This window comes from Frigidibacter oleivorans (genome assembly GCF_003993775.1).
GTDB classification, from domain to species: domain Bacteria; phylum Pseudomonadota; class Alphaproteobacteria; order Rhodobacterales; family Rhodobacteraceae; genus Frigidibacter; species Frigidibacter oleivorans.
The window spans coordinates 37529-54697 of the sequence record NZ_RJRZ01000010.1 but is presented as its reverse complement, the minus strand read 5'-3'; the positions used below and the strand labels follow the sequence as shown (position 1 = coordinate 54697).

The 17169-nt window shown below is 69.0% G+C and carries 20 protein-coding genes; 12 read left to right on the top strand and 8 right to left on the bottom strand.

Features of this window, described 5'->3' with window-relative positions; genetic code table 11:
• The first annotated feature begins 16 nt into the window (after positions 1 to 16).
• The 9 genes from EEY80_RS12995 (at position 17) to EEY80_RS12955 (ending at position 7060) form a co-directional block, all read left to right on the top strand.
• On the top strand, positions 17 to 793 hold the full coding sequence (locus EEY80_RS12995; protein WP_126977008.1) for a class I SAM-dependent methyltransferase: 777 nt from the start codon (positions 17 to 19) through the stop codon (positions 791 to 793).
• Positions 794 to 1122: 329 nt separating this feature from the next.
• A complete protein-coding gene (locus tag EEY80_RS12990) occupies positions 1123 to 1683 on the top strand; it encodes a F0F1 ATP synthase subunit delta (protein WP_126977007.1) in 561 nt (186 codons plus the stop codon).
• Positions 1683 to 3221: a F0F1 ATP synthase subunit alpha gene (gene atpA / locus EEY80_RS12985; protein ID WP_126977006.1), complete on the top strand. Its 1539-nt coding sequence runs from the start codon at positions 1683 to 1685 to the stop codon at positions 3219 to 3221. The genes EEY80_RS12990 and atpA overlap by 1 nt, the downstream gene beginning before the upstream one ends.
• A 20-nt stretch (positions 3222 to 3241) precedes the next feature.
• Complete coding sequence (locus EEY80_RS12980; protein WP_126977005.1) at positions 3242 to 4117, top strand: F0F1 ATP synthase subunit gamma; 876 nt, start codon at positions 3242 to 3244, stop codon at positions 4115 to 4117.
• Between the two features lie 18 nt (positions 4118 to 4135).
• On the top strand, positions 4136 to 5560 hold the full coding sequence (gene atpD / locus EEY80_RS12975; protein WP_126977004.1) for a F0F1 ATP synthase subunit beta: 1425 nt from the start codon (positions 4136 to 4138) through the stop codon (positions 5558 to 5560).
• A 9-nt stretch (positions 5561 to 5569) separates the two neighbouring features.
• Positions 5570 to 6001 carry a F0F1 ATP synthase subunit epsilon gene (locus EEY80_RS12970; protein ID WP_126977003.1) on the top strand — a complete coding sequence of 144 codons (432 nt, stop codon included), beginning with the start codon at positions 5570 to 5572 and terminating at the stop codon, positions 5999 to 6001.
• Positions 6002 to 6123: 122 nt separating this feature from the next.
• Positions 6124 to 6474 (top strand): H-type lectin domain-containing protein, encoded by a 351-nt coding sequence (locus EEY80_RS12965; protein WP_126977002.1) that lies wholly within the window; start codon positions 6124 to 6126, stop codon positions 6472 to 6474.
• 63 nt (positions 6475 to 6537) lie between these two features.
• Entirely contained in the window at positions 6538 to 6777 is a 240-nt protein-coding gene (locus EEY80_RS12960) for a type II toxin-antitoxin system ParD family antitoxin (protein WP_126977001.1), read from the top strand.
• Positions 6770 to 7060: a type II toxin-antitoxin system RelE/ParE family toxin gene (locus EEY80_RS12955; RefSeq protein WP_126977000.1), complete on the top strand. Its 291-nt coding sequence runs from the start codon at positions 6770 to 6772 to the stop codon at positions 7058 to 7060. Before EEY80_RS12960 ends, EEY80_RS12955 begins: the two co-directional genes overlap by 8 nt.
• 3 nt (positions 7061 to 7063) lie before the next feature.
• Here the strand turns inward: EEY80_RS12955 and EEY80_RS12950 are convergent, their stop codons facing one another.
• Positions 7064 to 8083, bottom strand: coding sequence for a ribose-phosphate pyrophosphokinase (locus EEY80_RS12950; RefSeq protein ID WP_126976999.1), 1020 nt, complete (start codon positions 8081 to 8083; stop codon positions 7064 to 7066).
• Positions 8084 to 8225: 142 nt separating this feature from the next.
• Between EEY80_RS12950 and EEY80_RS12945 the strand changes: the two genes are divergently transcribed.
• Entirely contained in the window at positions 8226 to 9056 is an 831-nt protein-coding gene (locus EEY80_RS12945; protein WP_126976998.1) for an alpha/beta fold hydrolase, read from the top strand.
• On the opposite strand, the gene EEY80_RS12940 is transcribed toward EEY80_RS12945, so the two are convergent.
• From EEY80_RS12940 to EEY80_RS12910, 7 genes are all read right to left on the bottom strand, one after another.
• Positions 9043 to 10095 (bottom strand): threonine aldolase family protein, encoded by a 1053-nt coding sequence (locus tag EEY80_RS12940; RefSeq protein ID WP_126977170.1) that lies wholly within the window; start codon positions 10093 to 10095, stop codon positions 9043 to 9045. The two genes, EEY80_RS12945 and EEY80_RS12940, sit on opposite strands and share 14 nt — an antisense overlap.
• A 34-nt stretch (positions 10096 to 10129) precedes the next feature.
• Positions 10130 to 10621, bottom strand: coding sequence for a YcgN family cysteine cluster protein (locus EEY80_RS12935; protein ID WP_126976997.1), 492 nt, complete (start codon positions 10619 to 10621; stop codon positions 10130 to 10132).
• Between the two features lie 150 nt (positions 10622 to 10771).
• Positions 10772 to 11710, bottom strand: a complete 939-nt coding sequence (locus tag EEY80_RS12930) for a bifunctional riboflavin kinase/FAD synthetase (protein WP_126976996.1) — start codon at positions 11708 to 11710, stop codon at positions 10772 to 10774.
• Positions 11711 to 11841: 131 nt separating this feature from the next.
• A complete protein-coding gene (locus EEY80_RS12925) occupies positions 11842 to 12717 on the bottom strand; it encodes a TIGR01459 family HAD-type hydrolase (RefSeq protein WP_126976995.1) in 876 nt (291 codons plus the stop codon).
• Between the two features lie 215 nt (positions 12718 to 12932).
• A complete protein-coding gene (locus EEY80_RS12920) occupies positions 12933 to 13319 on the bottom strand; it encodes a GNAT family N-acetyltransferase (RefSeq protein WP_328590527.1) in 387 nt (128 codons plus the stop codon).
• Between the two features lie 95 nt (positions 13320 to 13414).
• Entirely contained in the window at positions 13415 to 14332 is a 918-nt protein-coding gene (locus EEY80_RS12915) for a manganese-dependent inorganic pyrophosphatase (protein WP_126976994.1), read from the bottom strand.
• Between the two features lie 143 nt (positions 14333 to 14475).
• Complete coding sequence (locus EEY80_RS12910) at positions 14476 to 14814, bottom strand: nuclear transport factor 2 family protein (RefSeq protein WP_164738245.1); 339 nt, start codon at positions 14812 to 14814, stop codon at positions 14476 to 14478.
• Between the two features lie 279 nt (positions 14815 to 15093).
• On the opposite strand from EEY80_RS12910, the gene groES reads away from it, so the two are divergent.
• A complete protein-coding gene (gene groES, locus EEY80_RS12905) occupies positions 15094 to 15381 on the top strand; it encodes a co-chaperone GroES (protein WP_126976992.1) in 288 nt (95 codons plus the stop codon).
• A gap of 43 nt (positions 15382 to 15424) precedes the next feature.
• Positions 15425 to 17065, top strand: a complete 1641-nt coding sequence (groL, locus tag EEY80_RS12900; RefSeq protein ID WP_126976991.1) for a chaperonin GroEL — start codon at positions 15425 to 15427, stop codon at positions 17063 to 17065.
• Positions 17066 to 17169: the final 104 nt, after the last annotated feature.

Sequence of the window (17169 nt, the reverse complement as noted above, 5' to 3'; positions counted from 1 at the left end):
GGGTCCGGCCGGCGCAATGCATCTCGACGTTCTCGACCTGCGGAATTTCTACTACCGCACGCCGCTCGGCCGTGTCGCGCAGAAGGCGGTCCGCGACCGGCTGCTGACGCTCTGGCCCGAGGCGCAGGGGCAGACTGTCGCGGGCTTCGGCTTCGCGGTGCCCTTGCTGCGGCCCTATCTGGGCCGGGCGCGGCGGGTGGTGGGGCTGATGCCGGGGCCGCAGGGGGTGATGCCCTGGCCCGCCGGGATGGATAACGTCTCGGTCCTTTGCGAAGAGGTGCAATGGCCGCTGGATACCGGCGTGGTGGACAAGCTGGTGCTTATGCACGGCCTGGAAACCTCGGAACGCGGCACGGCGCTGCTGGAGGAATGCCGGCGCGTGCTGGGGCCGGGGGGGCGGGCGGTCTTCATCGTGCCGAACCGGGCCGGCATGTGGGCAAGGCGCGATGCGACGCCCTTCGGCTTCGGCCGGCCCTACACGCTGGGCCAGCTCGACGCGCAGCTGCGCCGCGCGGGCTTCGCCGTCGAGCGCCATCTCGCGGCGCTCTACATCCCCCCCACCTCGCGCCGGTTCTGGCTGCGCTCGGCCCCGGTCTGGGAACGGCTGGGCGGGCGCATCTCGTCGGTCTTCGCGGGCGGGGTGCTGCTGGTCGAGGCCTCGCGACAGGTTCACGCGCCCACCAAGGGCGGCCTGGCCGAGGTGGTGAAGAAGCCGCTGAAGGTGCTGGAAGGCGTGGGTCAGCCGGTGCCGAGCCCCGGCATGCCCGCCGGCAGCCGCGCGACCCCGCGCTGACCCCGCCAGCCCCGTCCCGCGGCCCGGGCGGGGAATCAAACCGCCCGCCGGCCACCGGCTTTCCCCGGCCGCGGTCCGCCGGGGCGGGCAGGATCGGGGGCGTTAGCGCCCACAGCCGCGGCCGCATTTCCGGCCCCCGGCGCCGGAGCATCAAAACCCGAACAAAACAAGGCTTTTCGTGGTAACAAGCTGTTGACCTTCGCGGTTGCGGCAGGGGCGGCGGTCTGCTACACCCGCGCCGGAATTGAGGTGCGCGCGGCCCGCGCGTGCCACGGGTCGCCCTACGTCCGCCGCGGCGGGCCGCGGGCAATGACATCGGAAGGGTGGACGTGTCCGAACCAGCTTCGATCTCCGCAAGCATCGCCTCGCGCTATGCGACGGCCGTTTTCGACCTCGCCCGCGACGGCGGCAGCCTTGCGGCGCTGGAAGCCGATGTCGCCGCCCTCGAAGAGACGCTGAAGGACAGCGCCGAGTTCCGCGACCTGATCTCCTCGCCGGTCTATGGCCGGGACGAGCAGGGGCGGGCGATCGCGGCCATCGCCGGGCGAATGGGCCTGTCGCAGATCCTGGCCAATACCCTGGCGCTGATGGCCGGCAAGCGCCGGCTGTTCGTGCTGCCGCAGCTGCTGTCCGCGCTGCAGGACCGCATCGCGGCCGAGAAGGGCGAGGCCACCGCCGAGGTGCGCAGCGCCGTCGCGCTGACCGAGGCGCAGTCCGGCCGCCTGGCCGAGGCACTGTCGAAGACCGCGGGCAAGACCGTGAAACTGAACACGACCGTCGATGAAAGCCTCATCGGCGGTCTCGTCGTCAAGCTGGGCTCGAAGATGATCGACACCTCGGTCGCCTCGAAGCTCGCGTCCCTCCAGAATGCCATGAAAGAGGTCGGATAATGGGAATCCAAGCAGCCGAGATCTCTGCGATCCTCAAGGAGCAGATCCGGAACTTCGGTCAGGAAGCGGAAGTCGCCGAAGTGGGCCGCGTGCTCTCGGTCGGTGACGGTATCGCCCGTGTCCACGGCCTCGACAACGTCCAGGCCGGCGAGATGGTCGAGTTTCCCGGCGGCATCCGCGGGATGGCGCTGAACCTCGAGGTCGACAACGTCGGTATCGTGATCTTCGGGTCGGACCGCGACATCAAGGAAGGCGATGTCGTCAAGCGTACCCAGTCCATCGTGGACGTGCCCTGCGGCGACGGCCTGCTGGGCCGGGTGGTCGATGCGCTCGGCAACCCGATCGACGGCAAGGGCCCGATCGCCTTCGCCGAACGCCGGATCGCCGACGTGAAGGCCCCGGGCATCATCCCGCGCAAGTCGGTGCATGAACCGATGGCGACCGGCCTGAAGGCCATCGACGCGATGATCCCGGTGGGCCGCGGCCAGCGCGAGCTGATCATCGGCGACCGGCAGACCGGCAAGACCGCCATCGCGCTGGACACCATCCTGAACCAGAAGTCCTATAACGAGGCCGCCGGTTCGGACGAGAGCAAGAAGCTCTACTGCATCTATGTCGCCGTGGGGCAGAAGCGGTCCACCGTCGCCCAGCTGGTGAAGAAGCTCGAGGAAACCGGCGCGATGGCCTATACCATCGTCGTGGCCGCCACCGCCTCTGACCCGGCGCCGATGCAGTTCCTCGCCCCCTATGCCGCGACCGCGATGGCGGAATTCTTCCGCGACAACGGCCGCCACGGCCTGATCATCTATGATGACCTGTCCAAGCAGGCGGTCGCCTACCGCCAGATGTCGCTGCTGCTGCGCCGTCCGCCGGGGCGCGAAGCCTATCCGGGCGACGTGTTCTACCTGCACTCGCGCCTGCTGGAGCGTTCGGCCAAGCTGAACGAGGATTTCGGCGCCGGCTCGCTGACCGCGCTGCCGATCATCGAGACGCAGGCGGGCGACGTGTCGGCCTATATCCCGACCAACGTGATCTCGATCACCGACGGCCAGATCTTCCTCGAGACCGAACTGTTCTACCAGGGCATCCGTCCGGCGGTGAACACCGGCCTGTCGGTCAGCCGCGTGGGTTCGTCGGCGCAGACCTCGGCGATGAAGTCGGTCGCCGGCCCGGTGAAGCTGGAACTGGCGCAGTACCGCGAAATGGCGGCCTTCGCGCAGTTCGGCTCGGACCTCGACGCGGCGACGCAGAAACTGCTGAACCGCGGCGCGCGCCTGACCGAGCTGATGAAGCAGCCGCAATATTCGCCGATGACCAATGCCGAGATCGTCGTGGTCATCTTCGCGGGCACCAAGGGCTATCTCGACTCCGTTCCGGTCCGGGATGTCGGCCGCTGGGAAGCGGGCCTGCTGGCCTATCTGCGCAACAACCGCAGGGACCTGCTGGACGACATCACCCAGAACGACCGCAAGGTGGCGGGCGACCTTGAAAAGTCGATCCGCGCCGCGCTGGACGAGTACGCCAAGACCTTCGCCTGAGCGGGGGAGAGGACAGGGTTATGCCTAGCCTTAAGGATCTGAAGAACCGGATCGGAAGCGTGAAATCCACGCGGAAGATCACCAAGGCGATGCAGATGGTCGCCGCGGCAAAGCTGCGCCGCGCGCAGGAGGCCGCCGAGGCCGCCCGTCCCTATGCCGAACGCATGGATGCGGTGGTCGCGGGTCTGGCCGCCTCGGTCGCGGGTTCGGAAGGCGCGCCGCGCCTTCTGGCCGGCACCGGCCGCGACCAGGTGCATCTGCTGGTGGTGATGACCTCGGAACGCGGGCTGTGCGGCGGGTTCAACACCTCGATCGTGCGTCTGGCCCGCCTGCGGATCGCCGAACTGCTGGCGGCCGGCAAGACGGTGAAGATCATCACCGTCGGCAAGAAGGGCCGCGAACAGCTGAAGCGCGACTATGGCCAGCTGTTCGTCGAGCATGTCGACCTGAGCGAGGTCAAGAAGCTGGGCTATGACACGGCGCAGCGGATCGCCCGCGACGTGCTGTCCCGCTTCGACGCCGGCGAATTCGATGTGGCGACGATCTTCTTCAACCGCTTCCGGTCGGTCATCTCGCAGATCCCGACCGCGCAGCAGATCATTCCGGCCCAGATCGACACCGCCGCCGCCGGGGGCGAATCCGCGCTTTACGACTACGAGCCGTCGGAGGAAGGCATCCTCGCCGACCTGCTGCCGCGCTCGGTGGCGACGCAGGTCTTTGCGGCGCTGCTGGAAAACGCCGCCTCGGAACAGGGCGCGCGGATGAGCGCGATGGACAACGCCACCCGCAACGCGGGCGAGATGATCAACAAGCTGACGATCGTCTACAACCGCTCGCGTCAGGCTGCGATCACCAAGGAACTGATCGAAATCATTTCGGGCGCCGAGGCGCTCTGACGGAACCGGAGAAACCACATGGCAAAAGCAACTGGCAAAGTCACGCAGGTGATCGGCGCCGTCGTCGACGTGCAGTTCGATGACCATCTTCCGGCGATCCTCAACGCGCTGGAAACCGAAAACAACGGCAAGCGTCTGGTGCTGGAAGTGGCCCAGCACCTGGGCGAGAACACCGTGCGCGCCATCGCGATGGACGCGACCGAAGGTCTGGTCCGCGGCGCCCCCGTGACCGACCTCGGCGCGCCGATCACCGTGCCGGTGGGCGACGCGACGCTGGGCCGGATCCTGAACGTCATCGGCGAGCCGGTGGACGAGAAGGGCCCCGTCGCGATGACGGAAACCCGCGCCATCCACCAGCAGGCGCCGGATTTCGCCGAACAGTCGACGGAAAGCGAGATCCTCGTCACCGGCATCAAGGTCATCGACCTGCTGGCCCCCTATTCCAAGGGCGGCAAGATCGGGCTGTTCGGCGGCGCCGGCGTGGGCAAGACGGTTCTGATCATGGAACTGATCAACAACATCGCCAAGGTGCACTCGGGCTATTCGGTGTTCGCGGGCGTCGGTGAACGCACCCGCGAGGGCAACGACCTCTATCACGAGATGATCGAGTCGGGCGTCATCAACACCGAGAACCTGGCGGAATCCAAGGTGGCGCTGGTCTACGGCCAGATGAACGAACCGCCGGGCGCCCGCGCCCGTGTCGCGCTGACCGGCCTGACGCTGGCCGAACAGTTCCGCGACATGTCGGGGACCGACGTGCTGTTCTTCGTCGACAACATCTTCCGCTTCACCCAGGCGGGGTCGGAAGTGTCGGCGCTGCTCGGCCGTATCCCCTCGGCCGTGGGCTACCAGCCGACGCTGGCCACCGACATGGGCGCGCTGCAGGAACGCATCACCTCGACCAAGAAGGGCTCGATCACCTCGGTGCAGGCGATCTACGTGCCGGCCGACGACCTGACCGACCCGGCGCCGGCCACCTCCTTCGCCCACCTCGACGCGACCACCACGCTCAGCCGCGCGATCTCGGAACTGGGGATCTACCCGGCCGTGGACCCGCTCGACTCGACCTCGCGCCTGATGGACCCGACGATCGTCGGCGAAGAGCATTACGGCGTCGCCCGTTCGGTGCAGAACATCCTTCAGCGTTACAAGTCGCTGCAGGACATCATCGCCATCCTCGGCATGGACGAACTGTCGGAAGAGGACAAGCTGACCGTGGCCCGCGCCCGGAAGATCCAGCGCTTCCTCAGCCAGCCCTTCGACGTGGCGAAGGTCTTCACCGGCGCCGACGGCAAGCAGGTGCCGCTGGAAGACACGATCAAGTCGTTCAAGGCGGTCGTCGCCGGCGAGTATGACCATCTGCCCGAAGCCGCCTTCTACATGGTCGGCGGCATCGAGGAAGTCGTGGCCAAGGCCGAGCGTCTCGCCGCGGCCGCGGCGTAAGGGGGCGACATGGCCGACACGATGCAGTTCGACCTCGTCTCGCCGGAACGGAAGCTCGCTTCCGTGCAGGCGCGCGAGGTGCGCATCCCGGGCAGCGAGGGTGATCTCACCGCGATGCCGGGCCATGCGCCGATGATAACGACCCTGCGGCCGGGCATCCTGACCGTCGTCTCGGCCGAAGGGACGGCAGACTATCTGGTCACCGGCGGCTTCGCCGAAGTGGGCGGCGACAGCGTCTCGGTCCTGGCCGAACGCAGCCTTCCGACCGACGAGATGACGCAGACCGTCTATGCCGAGATGCTGGCCGAGGCGAAGCGCGCCCATGAGGAAGCCCACCACACCGGGGCCGAGGGCGCGGTCGAGGCGGCGGCAAAACTTCTGGCCGACATGGTGGCCGTGGGCACCCATATCGGTCTGGACCCGAACCAGGCCTCGCTCTGACATCTTCTGAAGTTCTGTTGAAAAGCCCCGGACAATCCGGGGCTTTTCGCGTTTCGGGGCCCTTCCTAGCCGGGCGGTTGCGCGGCATGATCGCGGTCTGCCACCGTCGCGCGGGAGGGACGATGCGCCGCCTGAACAAGCATCTGATCGGCGTCGATCAGGGATCGGTCCTGATGTTTTCCGATTTCGAATCCGGCGGGCCGATGTGGACGGGCACCGGCCCGCGCGAAAGCCGCCAGGGCGTCCGCTTCGCCGCGGCCTTCGCCCGCCCGCCGGCGGTTCAGGTCGCCGTCACGATGTGGGACAGCGACCGCCGCACCAACCAGCGCTGCGACCTGACCGCCGAGGCCGTCACCGCCGCCGGCTTCACCCTCGTCTTCCGCACCTGGGGCGACAGCCGCGTTGCCCGGCTGCGGGCCGACTGGCTGGCGATCGGCGAGCTGCCGGACGAGGACGACTGGGACGTGGCCTGAACGCGGCGGGCGGCTTGCAGGATGGCAATCCTTGCCATAGCTTGCCATAAGCGGAGGTGCCCTATGGCCAGCATGAACATTTCCCTGCCGCAGCAGATGCGCGACTGGGTCGAGGAACAGGCCGCCAGCGGCCGCTATGCCAATGCCAGCGACTACATGCGCGACCTGATCCGCCGAGATCAGGAGAGGCGTTCCGCGGGCGAAGCCCTGCGTCGGCTGGCGGAAGAGGCAGAGGCGGGCGGCTTCGTCGAGGATTTCGATCCCGCGGCTTTTCGCAAGGCGCTGATGAACCGGAATGCCTGACTATCGCCTGTCCCGCGCGGCTGCTGCCGATCTGCGCGACATCTGGCTGACGGGCGAACAGCGGTGGGGCAGGGCCGTGGCGGGCGCCTATTACGACCGCCTGATCGCGGCGATGGAGTTGATTGCGGCCAATCCCCGAATGAACCGGCTGCGCCGCGACGTTGCCCATGGCTTGCGCCTGCATCCCTGCGGCGCCCATGTCATTCTTTACCGCGACGAGCCGGTGTCGGTCCTCAGGATCCTGCACCACCGGCAGCATCTGCTGCAGGCGCTCGAGGAGTAAGCCTCACTCCCGCGAATAGAGCCCCTCGTAGATCGGCACCAGCGTATCCGTCTCGAACAGCGAGCTGACCGAGGTGCCGTTCCAGGTGTTCAGGATCGCCTGCGCGAACATCGGGGCGGTGGGGACGATGCGGATGTTCGGCGCGGCCTTGACCGGGGCGGTGGGCTCGATGGAATCGGTGATCACGAGGCTCTTCATCACCGATTTCGAGATGCGTTCCACCGCCGGACCCGACAGCACGCCATGGCTGATATAGCTGTGCACCTCGGCCGCGCCGGCCGAGACCAGCACCTCGGCCGCCTTGCACAGCGTCCCCGCCGTGTCGCAGATGTCGTCCACGATGATGCAGGTCTTGCCCTCGACATCGCCGATCACCGTCATCTCGGCCACCTCGCCGGCGCGTTCGCGCCGCTTGTCGACGATGGCCAGCGGCGCGTTGATCCGCTTGGCGATCTCGCGCGCGCGGGCCACCCCGCCCACATCCGGCGAGACGATCATCAGGTCGTCCATCCGGCCCTTGAAGTTGTGCTCGATATCCAGCGCGAAGACCGGCGCGGCATAAAGGTTGTCCACCGGGATGTCGAAGAAGCCCTGGATCTGCGCGGCATGCAGGTCCAGCGTCAGGACCCGGTCCACCCCCGCCGTGGTCAGCAGGTTCGCCACCAGCTTGGCCGAGATCGGGGTGCGCGCCTTCGACCGGCGGTCCTGCCGCGCATACCCGAAATACGGGATCACCGCCGTGATCCGCGCCGCCGAGGACCGTTTCAGCGCGTCGGTGATGATCAGCAGTTCCATCAGGTTGTCGTTCGCGGGGTTCGAGGTCGGCTGGATCACGAACATGTCCTCGCCGCGGACATTCTCGTAGACCTCGACGAAGATCTCCTGATCGTTGAACCGTTCCACCCGGGCCTCGACCAGTCCCACGGACATGCCCCGATGCATCGACATCCGCCGCGCGATCGAGGTCGCCAGCGGTCTGTTGGCATTGCCGGAAATCAGTTTCGGCTCGGTCATCACGGGCATGGGGCGATCCTTGGCAGCAGGGACAGGGCGGGGGCAGCGTCGCGTGACGGATTCGCGACATTGCCCCCGCCTTAGCACCGGGCTAGCCTTGCCGCAAACCGTCGCCAGCCCGGCCGCCGCGACGGCCGGAAGGACAGCCCCCATGACCCTTGCGCCGACCCTCGCCCCGACCCTGCCCGCTGCCGATGCGCTGGCCTGCCACCGGCTGGGGCAGGGGCCGCGCCCGGGGGTGGCGGTGCATTGCTCGCTGGCCAATGCCTTCGCCTGGGGGCCGCTGATGCAGATCATGGCGTCCGACCTGACGGTGGAGGCCATCGACCTGCCCGGCCATGGCGCCTCGCCGGACTGGACGGCGGATCAGGGCGGCTTTGCAGAGGTTGCGGTCGCGGGCGCGCTGGCGCGGCTCGACGCGGCAGAGGGGCCGGTGGACCTGATCGGCCATTCCTTCGGCGCGCTGGCGGCGCTCGGCGCGGCGCTGGCCCGGCCAGGTGCGGTGCGCAGCCTGACGCTGATCGAACCGGTGCTGTTCGCGGCCCTGCGCGACAGCCCCGACTGGGACGCCTACCGCGCGGCGATGGCCGGCTTCGCCACGGCCTGGGAGGCCGGCGACCGCGAGGCCGCGGCCCGCGCCTTCATGGCGGTCTGGGGCAATGGCGCGGCATGGGAGGATCTGCCCCTGCCGCAGCGCGCGGCCTTCGCCCGCCGCATCCACCTGATCCTCGCCATCCTGCCCGCGAACGAGGGCGACAGCCTCGGCCTGCTGCGGCCCGGCGGGCTCGAGTCGCTGACCATGCCGGTGCTTCTGGTCGAGGGCGCGCGCTCGCCGGCCTCGATCCCGGCGGTGCTGGACCGGCTGCAGGCGCGGCTACCGCAGGCGACCCGTGCGGTGGTGCCGGAGGCGGGGCACATGCTGCCCCTGACCCATCCCGCGGCCCTGGCCGGGCTGCTGCGCGACCTCTTCAGCCGCGGATAGACGCGAGCAGCCCCTCGACCTCGGCCGCGGTGGTGGACCAGGAACAGACCAGCCGCGCCGCCAGCGCCTCGTGATCCGGCCCCTCCATCGACTGGTCGCCCGGCCACAGGTAATAGGCCGCGCCCGCCGCCTGCGCCCGGCGATGCGCCGCGCGGGGGAAGGCGGCGAAGACGGCATTCGCCTCGGCCGGATGCACGAGGCTCGCCCCCGGTATCGCCATCAGCCCCTGCGCCAGCCGCGCCGCCGCGTCATTGGCCTGCCGCGCCAGCCGCAGCCACAGGCCATCGGCCAGATAGGCCTCCATCTGCGCCGACAGGAAGCGGTGCTTGGAGAAGAGATGCCCGCCGCGCTTTCGCCGCAGCTCGAACTCGCGGGCGCGGGCGGGATTGAAGATCACCACCGCCTCGACCCCCATGCAGCCGTTCTTGGTGCCGCCGAAGGACAGCACGTCCACCCCTGCCCGCCAGGTCATCTCGGCCGGGCTGGCCCCGGTCGCCACGATCGCGTTGGCGAAGCGCGCCCCGTCCATATGCACCGGCAGGCCATAGCGCCGCGCCACATCGGCCAGCGCCTTCACGTCGCGCGGGAAATAGACGGTGCCGTTCTCGGTGGCATTGGTCAGGCTGACCATGCCGCGCTGGACGTTATGGATGCCGCCGCGCCCGGTGAAGGCAATGGCGCGGTCCAGCGCCTCGGGCGTCATCCGCGCATGGGGGCCATCGACCAGCACCAGCTTGGACCCCCCGGTATAGAATTCCGGCGCGCCGCATTCGTCTTCCTCGATATGGGCGTTGCGATGGCAGAAGACCGCGCCCCAGGGCTGGGTCAGGATCGCCAGCGACAGCGCATTGGCCGCGGTGCCGGTCGCCACCAGATAGACCGCCGCCTCGGGCGCCTCGAACAAGTCGCGGATCGCCGCCCGCACCCGGTCCATGATCGCGTCATTGCCATAGGGCATCGCCGCGCCGCTGTTGGCGGCGACCAGCGCCGCCATCACCTCGGGCGCCGCGGCCGAGGTGTTGTCGGAGGCGAAGTTCATCGGCGGGGTATCGGTCGCGGTCATGGTGGCCTTCTCACAGGTCTTCGATGATGTGGTCTTCCCAGTCCTCTTCCGGGACCTCGAATTCCGGCACGGTGCGGCCGCGCATCGACTGGCCGGCCGCATGCACGCTGTCGGGGTCGCCGGTCAGCAGCGGGTGCCAGCCGGGCAGGGGCCGGCCCTCGTGCCGCAGCCGGTAGGCGCAGGTCGAGGGCATCCAGTAGGCGATGTCGCCGATGCTGCCGGGCGTCAGCCGCACGCAGTCGGGCACGAACTGGTGGCGGATCTCGTAGTTGGAGCAGCGGCAGCTCTCGCCGTCCAGCAGCCGGCAGGCGAGGTTGGTGAAGGCAACCTCGCCGGTATCCTCGAACTCGATCTTGTTCAGGCAGCACTTGCCGCAGCCGTCGCACAGCGCCTCCCATTCGACCGGGGTCAGCCGGGCGAGCGGCAGTTCCCAGAAGCGGGGGCGCGGGGCGGCGGACCGCTGGGCGGCACGGCGGAAGGCGGGCGGGGCAGGGCGGGTCATGGCGGCGGAGACTGGCGCAAACGGACCCGAAAGAAAAGGCCCGCCGCCGTCACGTCCCCGCGCGCGGCGGCGGCCCCATCTTCTGTTAGAAAATATCCCGGGGGGAGGCCCGGAACGGGCCGGGGGGCAGCGCCCCCCGCTCCGGCCCCGTCAGAGCGCCGACAGGATGTCGCGCGCCCGGTCGCAATCGGCCTGCATCTGGTCGAGCAGCCCCTGCAGCCCGTCGAAGACCATCTCGGGGCGCAGGAACTCGACGAAGCCCACCGACAGCTGCTGGCCGTAGAGGTCGCCGGAGAAGTCGAGCAGGAAGGTTTCGAGATTCGGCGCGTTGACCCCGAACATCGGCCGCACGCCGAGGCTCGCCGCGCCGCCATAGGTGCCGGCCTGCGGGCCGGTCAGCACGTCCACCGTCACCGCATAGACCCCGAGCCGGGGCAGGTGCAGCCCCTCTACCGCCATGTTCGCGGTCGGATAGCCCAGTTCGCGCCCCCGCTTTTCGCCATGGATCACCGCGCCGTCGATCCGGTGCCAGTGGCCCAGCATCCCCGCCGCCTCGCGCGGGCGGCCCTCGGCCAGCGCGGCGCGGATCGCGGTCGACGAGATCTCGTGCCCCTGCTGGCCCACCAGTTCGGCCAGGGTCACGCCGAAGCCCATTCCGGCGCCGAGGTCGCGCAGCATCCCGGCGGTGCCGGCGCGGTCCTTGCCGAAGCAGAAATCCTGCCCCACCGTCACATGCCGCACCCCCAGCCCGCCCACCAGCACCTCGCGGACGAAGGCCTCGGCGGGCATCGCCGCCAGCGTGGCGTCGAAGGGCAGTTCGTAGAGCCGTTCCACCGCCAGCTTCTGCAGCCGGTGCGCGCGGCTGGTCGCGTCCATCAGCCGGAAGGGCGGCGCGTCGGGGGCGAAGAACTGCCGGGGATGCGGCTCGAAGGTCACGACGCCAAGCGGCGCGCCGATGGCCGCGCCCTCGGCCCGCGCGATGTCGATCACCGCGCGATGTCCCAGATGCACCCCGTCGAAGTTGCCCATCGCCACCGAGGCGCCCCGGCCCTCGGCCGGAATCCCCGTCCATGTGCTGAACGTCCGCATCGTCCCCCAGGGCGGGAGGCCCGCCGGATCAGTCGCTGGCGCCCGGCGCGGATGCGGCCGGGCTGCCCTCGGGCCGAGGTATCGCCCAGCCGGGGGCGGGTTGCAAGATCGCGCCGTCCCGGGCCGAGGGGTCAGCGCAACCGGCCGATGGCATAGGCCGGCGACAGGCCCCGCGCTGCCAGCCAGTCGGCCAGCCGGGCCGGGTCGGGGGCCTCGACATCCGCGCCGAAGGACTCGGCGGCAAGGCCCCCGGTCACGAAGATCGTGTCGATCCCCTGCGCCAGCCCGCCCTCGACATCCGTATGGATGCCGTCGCCCACCGCCAGCAGCCGCGGCTCGGCCGGGCCGCCCGCCGCCGCCAGCCGCCGCCGGGCGAGGTCGTAGACCGGCGCATGGGGCTTGCCGAAATAGAGGCTCTCGCCGCCCAGTTCGGTGTAAAGCTGCGCCAGCGCGCCGGCGCAGTAGATGCGCTTGTCGCCCATGTCGACCACGATGTCGGGATTGGCGCAAAGAAGCTTCAGCCCCCGGTCGCGCGCCTGTTCCAGCCTCAGGCGATAGTGGTCCGGCGTCTCGGTCAGGTCGTCGAACAGGCCGGTGCAGACCACGCCCTCCGCCGCGTCCAGATCGACGCGGACCACTGGGGGCGCGTCCGCGCGTTCGGGCGGGACGGCGAAGAAGCCCTTGTCCTTCTCGGGGCCGAGGAACCAGACGTTGCGCCCGACCACGCCCGCGAACATCGCGTCCCGCGCCGCATCGCCCGAGGAGACGACGATGTCCCAGGCGTCGCGGGGCACGCCCATCCGGTCCAGCTGTTCGACGACCAGTGCATTGGGGCGCGGCGCATTGGTCAGCAGCACCACCCGGCCGCCGCCGCGGCGGAAGTCCTGCAGCGCGGCGACGGCGGCAGGGTAGGGGGCGACGCCGTTGTGCAGGCAGCCCCACAGGTCGCAGAGCAGCGCGTCATAGCCGGCGGCGATGTCGGAGAGGGAAGACAGGATGCGGGTCATCGGGGCTCCGGCACGATGGGGGAGGATCGGGGGTCGGGTCAGGGCTGGCGCGGCAAGCCATAGCCGCCCGGCCCGCCGGAGGGAAGGCCGGGTGGCGGATCGGGACGGGGGTGGCGATAGACCAGATCGCCCGGATCGGGGCGGGCCGCGTCCGGGTCCGGCACCGCCCCCAGCCGTTCCGCCAGCCGGCGCGAGCGGTGATTGTCGGGGTCGATTTAGCTGACCAGCGTCGGCAGGCCCCGGGTCAGGAAGGCCCAGTCCCTGAGCGCCGTCGCCGCCTCGAAGGCATAGCCCCGGCCCTCGTGGCCCGCATAGACCAGCCAGCCCAGTTCCGGTTCGGGAAAGAGCGGCCCCCGGTTCAGCCCGACCTGGCCGACGGTGGTGCCATCCGGCAGGTCGATGCTGAGCGCGCCCAGCCCGAACAGCGCCCATTGCGCGATGTCGTGGCAGAACAGCCCCCAGGCCATCGGGATCGCGAAGGGCCCGCCCATATGCACCGCCCGGTCCGAGGCCATCAGCCGCGCATAGTCGGGGAAGTCCTCGACCCGTGGCGGGCGCAGCCGCAGCCGCGGCGTGATCAGCGTGGGGGCGTCGACGGGCATGGGTCCGGGTGTTCCGGTCGCGGGATCGCCCGGGCGCGCGTCCCGCCCCGGCCGGTCTTCCGCGATCGGGTCTTCCGCGATCGGGTCTTTCGCGATCAGACCTTCAGCGCGGGGATGATCTGCTTCTTGCGGCTCATGATGCCGGGCAGCACCACGGTATCGCCGGTGACCGTGCAGGCGAACGACGCCTCGGCGATGGTCTTGACCAGATCGTTCGGCACCAAAAGCGTCGCCTCTTCCTTCAGGATGTCCACGATGAACAGCAGCACCTGATCGGCCTTGTCCTCGGCGGCGACGCCGGGCATCGCGGCCATCAGCGCATCCTTGCGCGCCAGCAGCACCTGCGGCGCGGTGGTTTCCAGCACCGAGACGCGCAGGTCCTTGCCATCGACGGTGTATTCCTTCGAATCCATCCGCAGCAGTTCGGCATCCGAGAAGGCCGAGACATCGGACTTGGCCGCGAACATCTCGGCGGCGAAGTCGGGGATCGACAGGCCCAGATCGGCGGCCAGCGCCTCGGCCACCGAGCGGTCATGCGCCGTGGTGGTGGGCGAACGGAATTCCAGCGTGTCGGACAGGATGCAGGACAGCATCGCGCCCTTGATCGCCTTCGGCGCACCGGCCAGATCGTCGCCCATCAGGTCGTGCATGATGGTGGCGGTGCAGGCCAGCGGCCGGATGGTGATGTCGATGGGCGACTTCGTCTTGAGTCCGCCGACCAGCATGTGATGGTCGATGATCGCGGTGATCTTCGCCTCGTTGACCGAGGGCGGCAGTTCGGCCGGGTTGTTGGTGTCGACGATGACGACCTCATCCTCGGCGCTGACATCGGAGATGATCTCGGGCTTCGGCAGATCCCAGTGGCGCAGCACGAAGGCGGCCTCGGTGTTGGGCTCGCCCAGCAGGACGGCCGTGGCCGGGGTGCCCTTCACCTCGGACAGGTACCAGGCCCAGATGATGGGCGAACCGGTCGAGTCCGTGTCGGGGGATTTGTGGCCGAAAACCTTGATCATGATCTGTCCCTTGTGGTTCGGCGCCCGTGGCTTCGGCGGGGTGCGAAGCGGGGCACGGCGTTGCGCCCGCCTTATAGGCGGTGCGGCGCGGGTTGTCACCGCCGCGAAAGCGCGCGCCGTGAGACGCCTCGTCAGGCGCGCCCTCAGCCCAGGGGCGTCTGCTGGTGCTGGACGATCTGCCAGTCGGTGCCGCGCTGCACCCAGGTCGAGGTGCAGCAGACCCGCCAAGGGTCGCCGCTGTCGCGCAGGGCGGTCGCCAGATAGCCGAGCACGGCCATGCCGTCGGTTTCCGCCAGCCGCCGCCCCTCGATCGCCACCTCGCGCCAGCGCGGGGCCGCCTCCACCGCGGCGAGGATGTCCTCGCCCATCATCAGGCCCGCACCGGGGAAGGCCATCAGGCACATCGGATGCATCAGCCGGCGATAGGCGGCGGGCCCGCCGGTCCAGAGCGAGTCTTCGAGCGGCCAGAGCGGCGAATCCATTGCAACCTCCTTCGGCGCGTGCCGGCGCGACATCGCCGGCGGGCATGTTCTGCGGGCCAACGCCCTGCCGCCCGCCGGCGTTCCGGCGTCGCGGCGAGGTGGGTCCAGAAGCCGGGTGCCGCGCCTGTCCGCCGGCCCGCGTCCTTCCCCCCAAATCCTCCGATCACGGGTGTTGACACAACCGCGCGATCCGCCTAACTCTGCAGCGCGTTAGCACTCGCCTGCTGTGAGTGATAACGCTTCAGAATTGAACCTGGACCCCAGAGGGAGTGTTACCAGATGGCGTTCAAACCGCTTCATGACCGGGTGCTGGTCAAGCGCGTGCAGAGCGAGGAAAAGACCAAGGGCGGTCTGATCATCCCCGACAACGCGAAAGAGAAACCGGCCGAGGGCGAGATCGTCGCCGTGGGCGAGGGCGCCCGCAAGGATTCGGGCGAGCTGATCGCGATGGCCGTGAAGGCCGGCGACCGGGTGCTGTTCGGCAAGTGGTCGGGCACCGAAGTGACCGTCGACGGCGAAGAGCTGCTGATCATGAAGGAAAGCGACATCCTCGGCATCATCGCCTGAGGACGCCTTTCCAACCGCAACCAGACAGACAGGAGCAATTCCGATGGCTGCCAAGGAAGTCAAGTTCGAGACCGATGCCCGTTCGCGCATGCTGCGCGGCGTGAACATCCTCGCCGACGCCGTGAAGGTCACGCTGGGCCCGAAAGGCCGCAACGTGGTGATCGAAAAGTCGTTCGGCGCCCCGCGCATCACCAAGGACGGCGTCTCCGTCGCCAAGGAAATCGAACTGGAAGACAAGTTCGAGAACATGGGCGCGCAGATGGTGAAAGAAGTCGCCTCGCGCACCAATGACGAGGCCGGCGACGGCACCACCACCGCCACGGTGCTGGCCCAGGCCATCATCAAGGAAGGCATGAAGTCGGTCGCGGCCGGCATGAACCCGATGGACCTGAAGCGCGGCATCGACCTCGCCACCACCAAGGTCGTCGAGGCGATCAAGGCCGCCGCGCGTCCGGTCAAGGACAGCGACGAAGTCGCCCAGGTCGGCACCATCTCGGCCAATGGCGAGGCCTTCATCGGCCGCCAGATCGCCGACGCGATGCAGAAGGTCGGCAACGAGGGTGTGATCACCGTCGAAGAGAACAAGGGCATGGAGACGGAAGTCGAAGTGGTCGAGGGCATGCAGTTCGACCGCGGCTACCTCTCGCCCTATTTCGTCACCAACCCGGAAAAGATGATCGCCGATCTGGAAGACGCGGTCATCCTGCTGCACGAGAAGAAACTCTCGTCGCTGCAGCCGATGGTGCCGCTGCTGGAATCGGTGATCCAGTCGCAAAAGCCGCTGCTGATCGTGGCCGAGGACGTGGAAGGCGAGGCCCTGGCCACGCTGGTCGTCAACAAGCTGCGCGGCGGCCTGAAGATCGCCGCCGTCAAGGCCCCGGGCTTCGGCGACCGCCGCAAGGCCATGCTGCAGGACATCGCGATCCTGACCGGCGGCCAGGTGATCTCGGAAGACCTCGGCATGAAGCTCGAGAATGTCACCATCGACATGCTCGGCCGCGCCAAGAAGGTGTCGATCTCGAAGGACAACACCACCATCGTCGACGGCGCCGGTGACAAGTCCGAGATCGAGGCCCGCGTCGGCCAGATCCGCACGCAGATCGAGGAGACCACCTCGGACTACGACCGCGAGAAGCTGCAGGAGCGTGTGGCCAAGCTGGCGGGCGGCGTCGCCGTCATCCGCGTCGGCGGCATGACCGAAGTCGAGGTGAAAGAGCGCAAGGACCGCGTCGATGACGCCCTGAACGCGACCCGTGCGGCCGTGCAGGAAGGCATCGTCGTCGGCGGCGGCGTGGCCCTGATCCAGGCCGGCAAGGCGCTGGATGGGCTGACCGGCGCCAATGGCGACCAGGACGCGGGTATCGCCATCGTCCGCAAGGCGATCGAGGCGCCGCTGCGTCAGATCGCGACCAACTCGGGCGTCGACGGCGCCGTGGTGGCCGGCAAGGTCCGCGAATCGAACGACCTCGCCTTCGGCTTCAACGCGCAGACCGAAGAATACGGCGACATGTTCGCCTTCGGCGTCATCGACCCGGCCAAGGTCGTCCGCACCGCGCTGGAAGATGCGGCCTCGGTCGCCGGCCTGCTGATCACCACCGAGGCGATGGTGGCCGAGAAGCCGAAGGCCGATGCCCCCGCCGGCGGCGGCATGGGCGGCATGGGCGGCATGGACGGCATGATGTAAGCCGTCCCGTTCGGGCTACGATACGGAATGGGGCCCCGCGCGGGGCCCCTTTTCTTTGGCGACCGCCGCCTTCGGGTGATATGACCGCGGTTGGGGGCGACGGC

Bases quoted from the DNA above. Each gene is read 5' to 3' on its own strand.
- EEY80_RS12995 (WP_126977008.1), top strand. From the start codon at position 17: ATGCATCTCGACGTTCTCGACCTGCGGAATTTCTACTACCGCACGCCG.
- atpA (WP_126977006.1), top strand. From the start codon at position 1,683: ATGGGAATCCAAGCAGCCGAGATCTCTGCGATCCTCAAGGAGCAGATC.
- EEY80_RS12980 (WP_126977005.1), top strand. From the start codon at position 3,242: ATGCCTAGCCTTAAGGATCTGAAGAACCGGATCGGAAGCGTGAAATCC.
- atpD (WP_126977004.1), top strand. From the start codon at position 4,136: ATGGCAAAAGCAACTGGCAAAGTCACGCAGGTGATCGGCGCCGTCGTC.
- EEY80_RS12970 (WP_126977003.1), top strand. From the start codon at position 5,570: ATGGCCGACACGATGCAGTTCGACCTCGTCTCGCCGGAACGGAAGCTC.
- EEY80_RS12965 (WP_126977002.1), top strand. From the start codon at position 6,124: ATGCGCCGCCTGAACAAGCATCTGATCGGCGTCGATCAGGGATCGGTC.
- EEY80_RS12960 (WP_126977001.1), top strand. From the start codon at position 6,538: ATGGCCAGCATGAACATTTCCCTGCCGCAGCAGATGCGCGACTGGGTC.
- EEY80_RS12955 (WP_126977000.1), top strand. From the start codon at position 6,770: ATGCCTGACTATCGCCTGTCCCGCGCGGCTGCTGCCGATCTGCGCGAC.
- EEY80_RS12950 (WP_126976999.1), bottom strand. From the start codon at position 8,083: ATGCCCGTGATGACCGAGCCGAAACTGATTTCCGGCAATGCCAACAGA.
- EEY80_RS12945 (WP_126976998.1), top strand. From the start codon at position 8,226: ATGACCCTTGCGCCGACCCTCGCCCCGACCCTGCCCGCTGCCGATGCG.
- EEY80_RS12940 (WP_126977170.1), bottom strand. From the start codon at position 10,095: ATGAACTTCGCCTCCGACAACACCTCGGCCGCGGCGCCCGAGGTGATG.
- EEY80_RS12935 (WP_126976997.1), bottom strand. From the start codon at position 10,621: ATGACCCGCCCTGCCCCGCCCGCCTTCCGCCGTGCCGCCCAGCGGTCC.
- EEY80_RS12930 (WP_126976996.1), bottom strand. From the start codon at position 11,710: ATGCGGACGTTCAGCACATGGACGGGGATTCCGGCCGAGGGCCGGGGC.
- EEY80_RS12925 (WP_126976995.1), bottom strand. From the start codon at position 12,717: ATGACCCGCATCCTGTCTTCCCTCTCCGACATCGCCGCCGGCTATGAC.
- EEY80_RS12920 (WP_328590527.1), bottom strand. From the start codon at position 13,319: ATGCCCGTCGACGCCCCCACGCTGATCACGCCGCGGCTGCGGCTGCGC.
- EEY80_RS12915 (WP_126976994.1), bottom strand. From the start codon at position 14,332: ATGATCAAGGTTTTCGGCCACAAATCCCCCGACACGGACTCGACCGGT.
- EEY80_RS12910 (WP_164738245.1), bottom strand. From the start codon at position 14,814: ATGGATTCGCCGCTCTGGCCGCTCGAAGACTCGCTCTGGACCGGCGGG.
- groES (WP_126976992.1), top strand. From the start codon at position 15,094: ATGGCGTTCAAACCGCTTCATGACCGGGTGCTGGTCAAGCGCGTGCAG.
- groL (WP_126976991.1), top strand. From the start codon at position 15,425: ATGGCTGCCAAGGAAGTCAAGTTCGAGACCGATGCCCGTTCGCGCATG.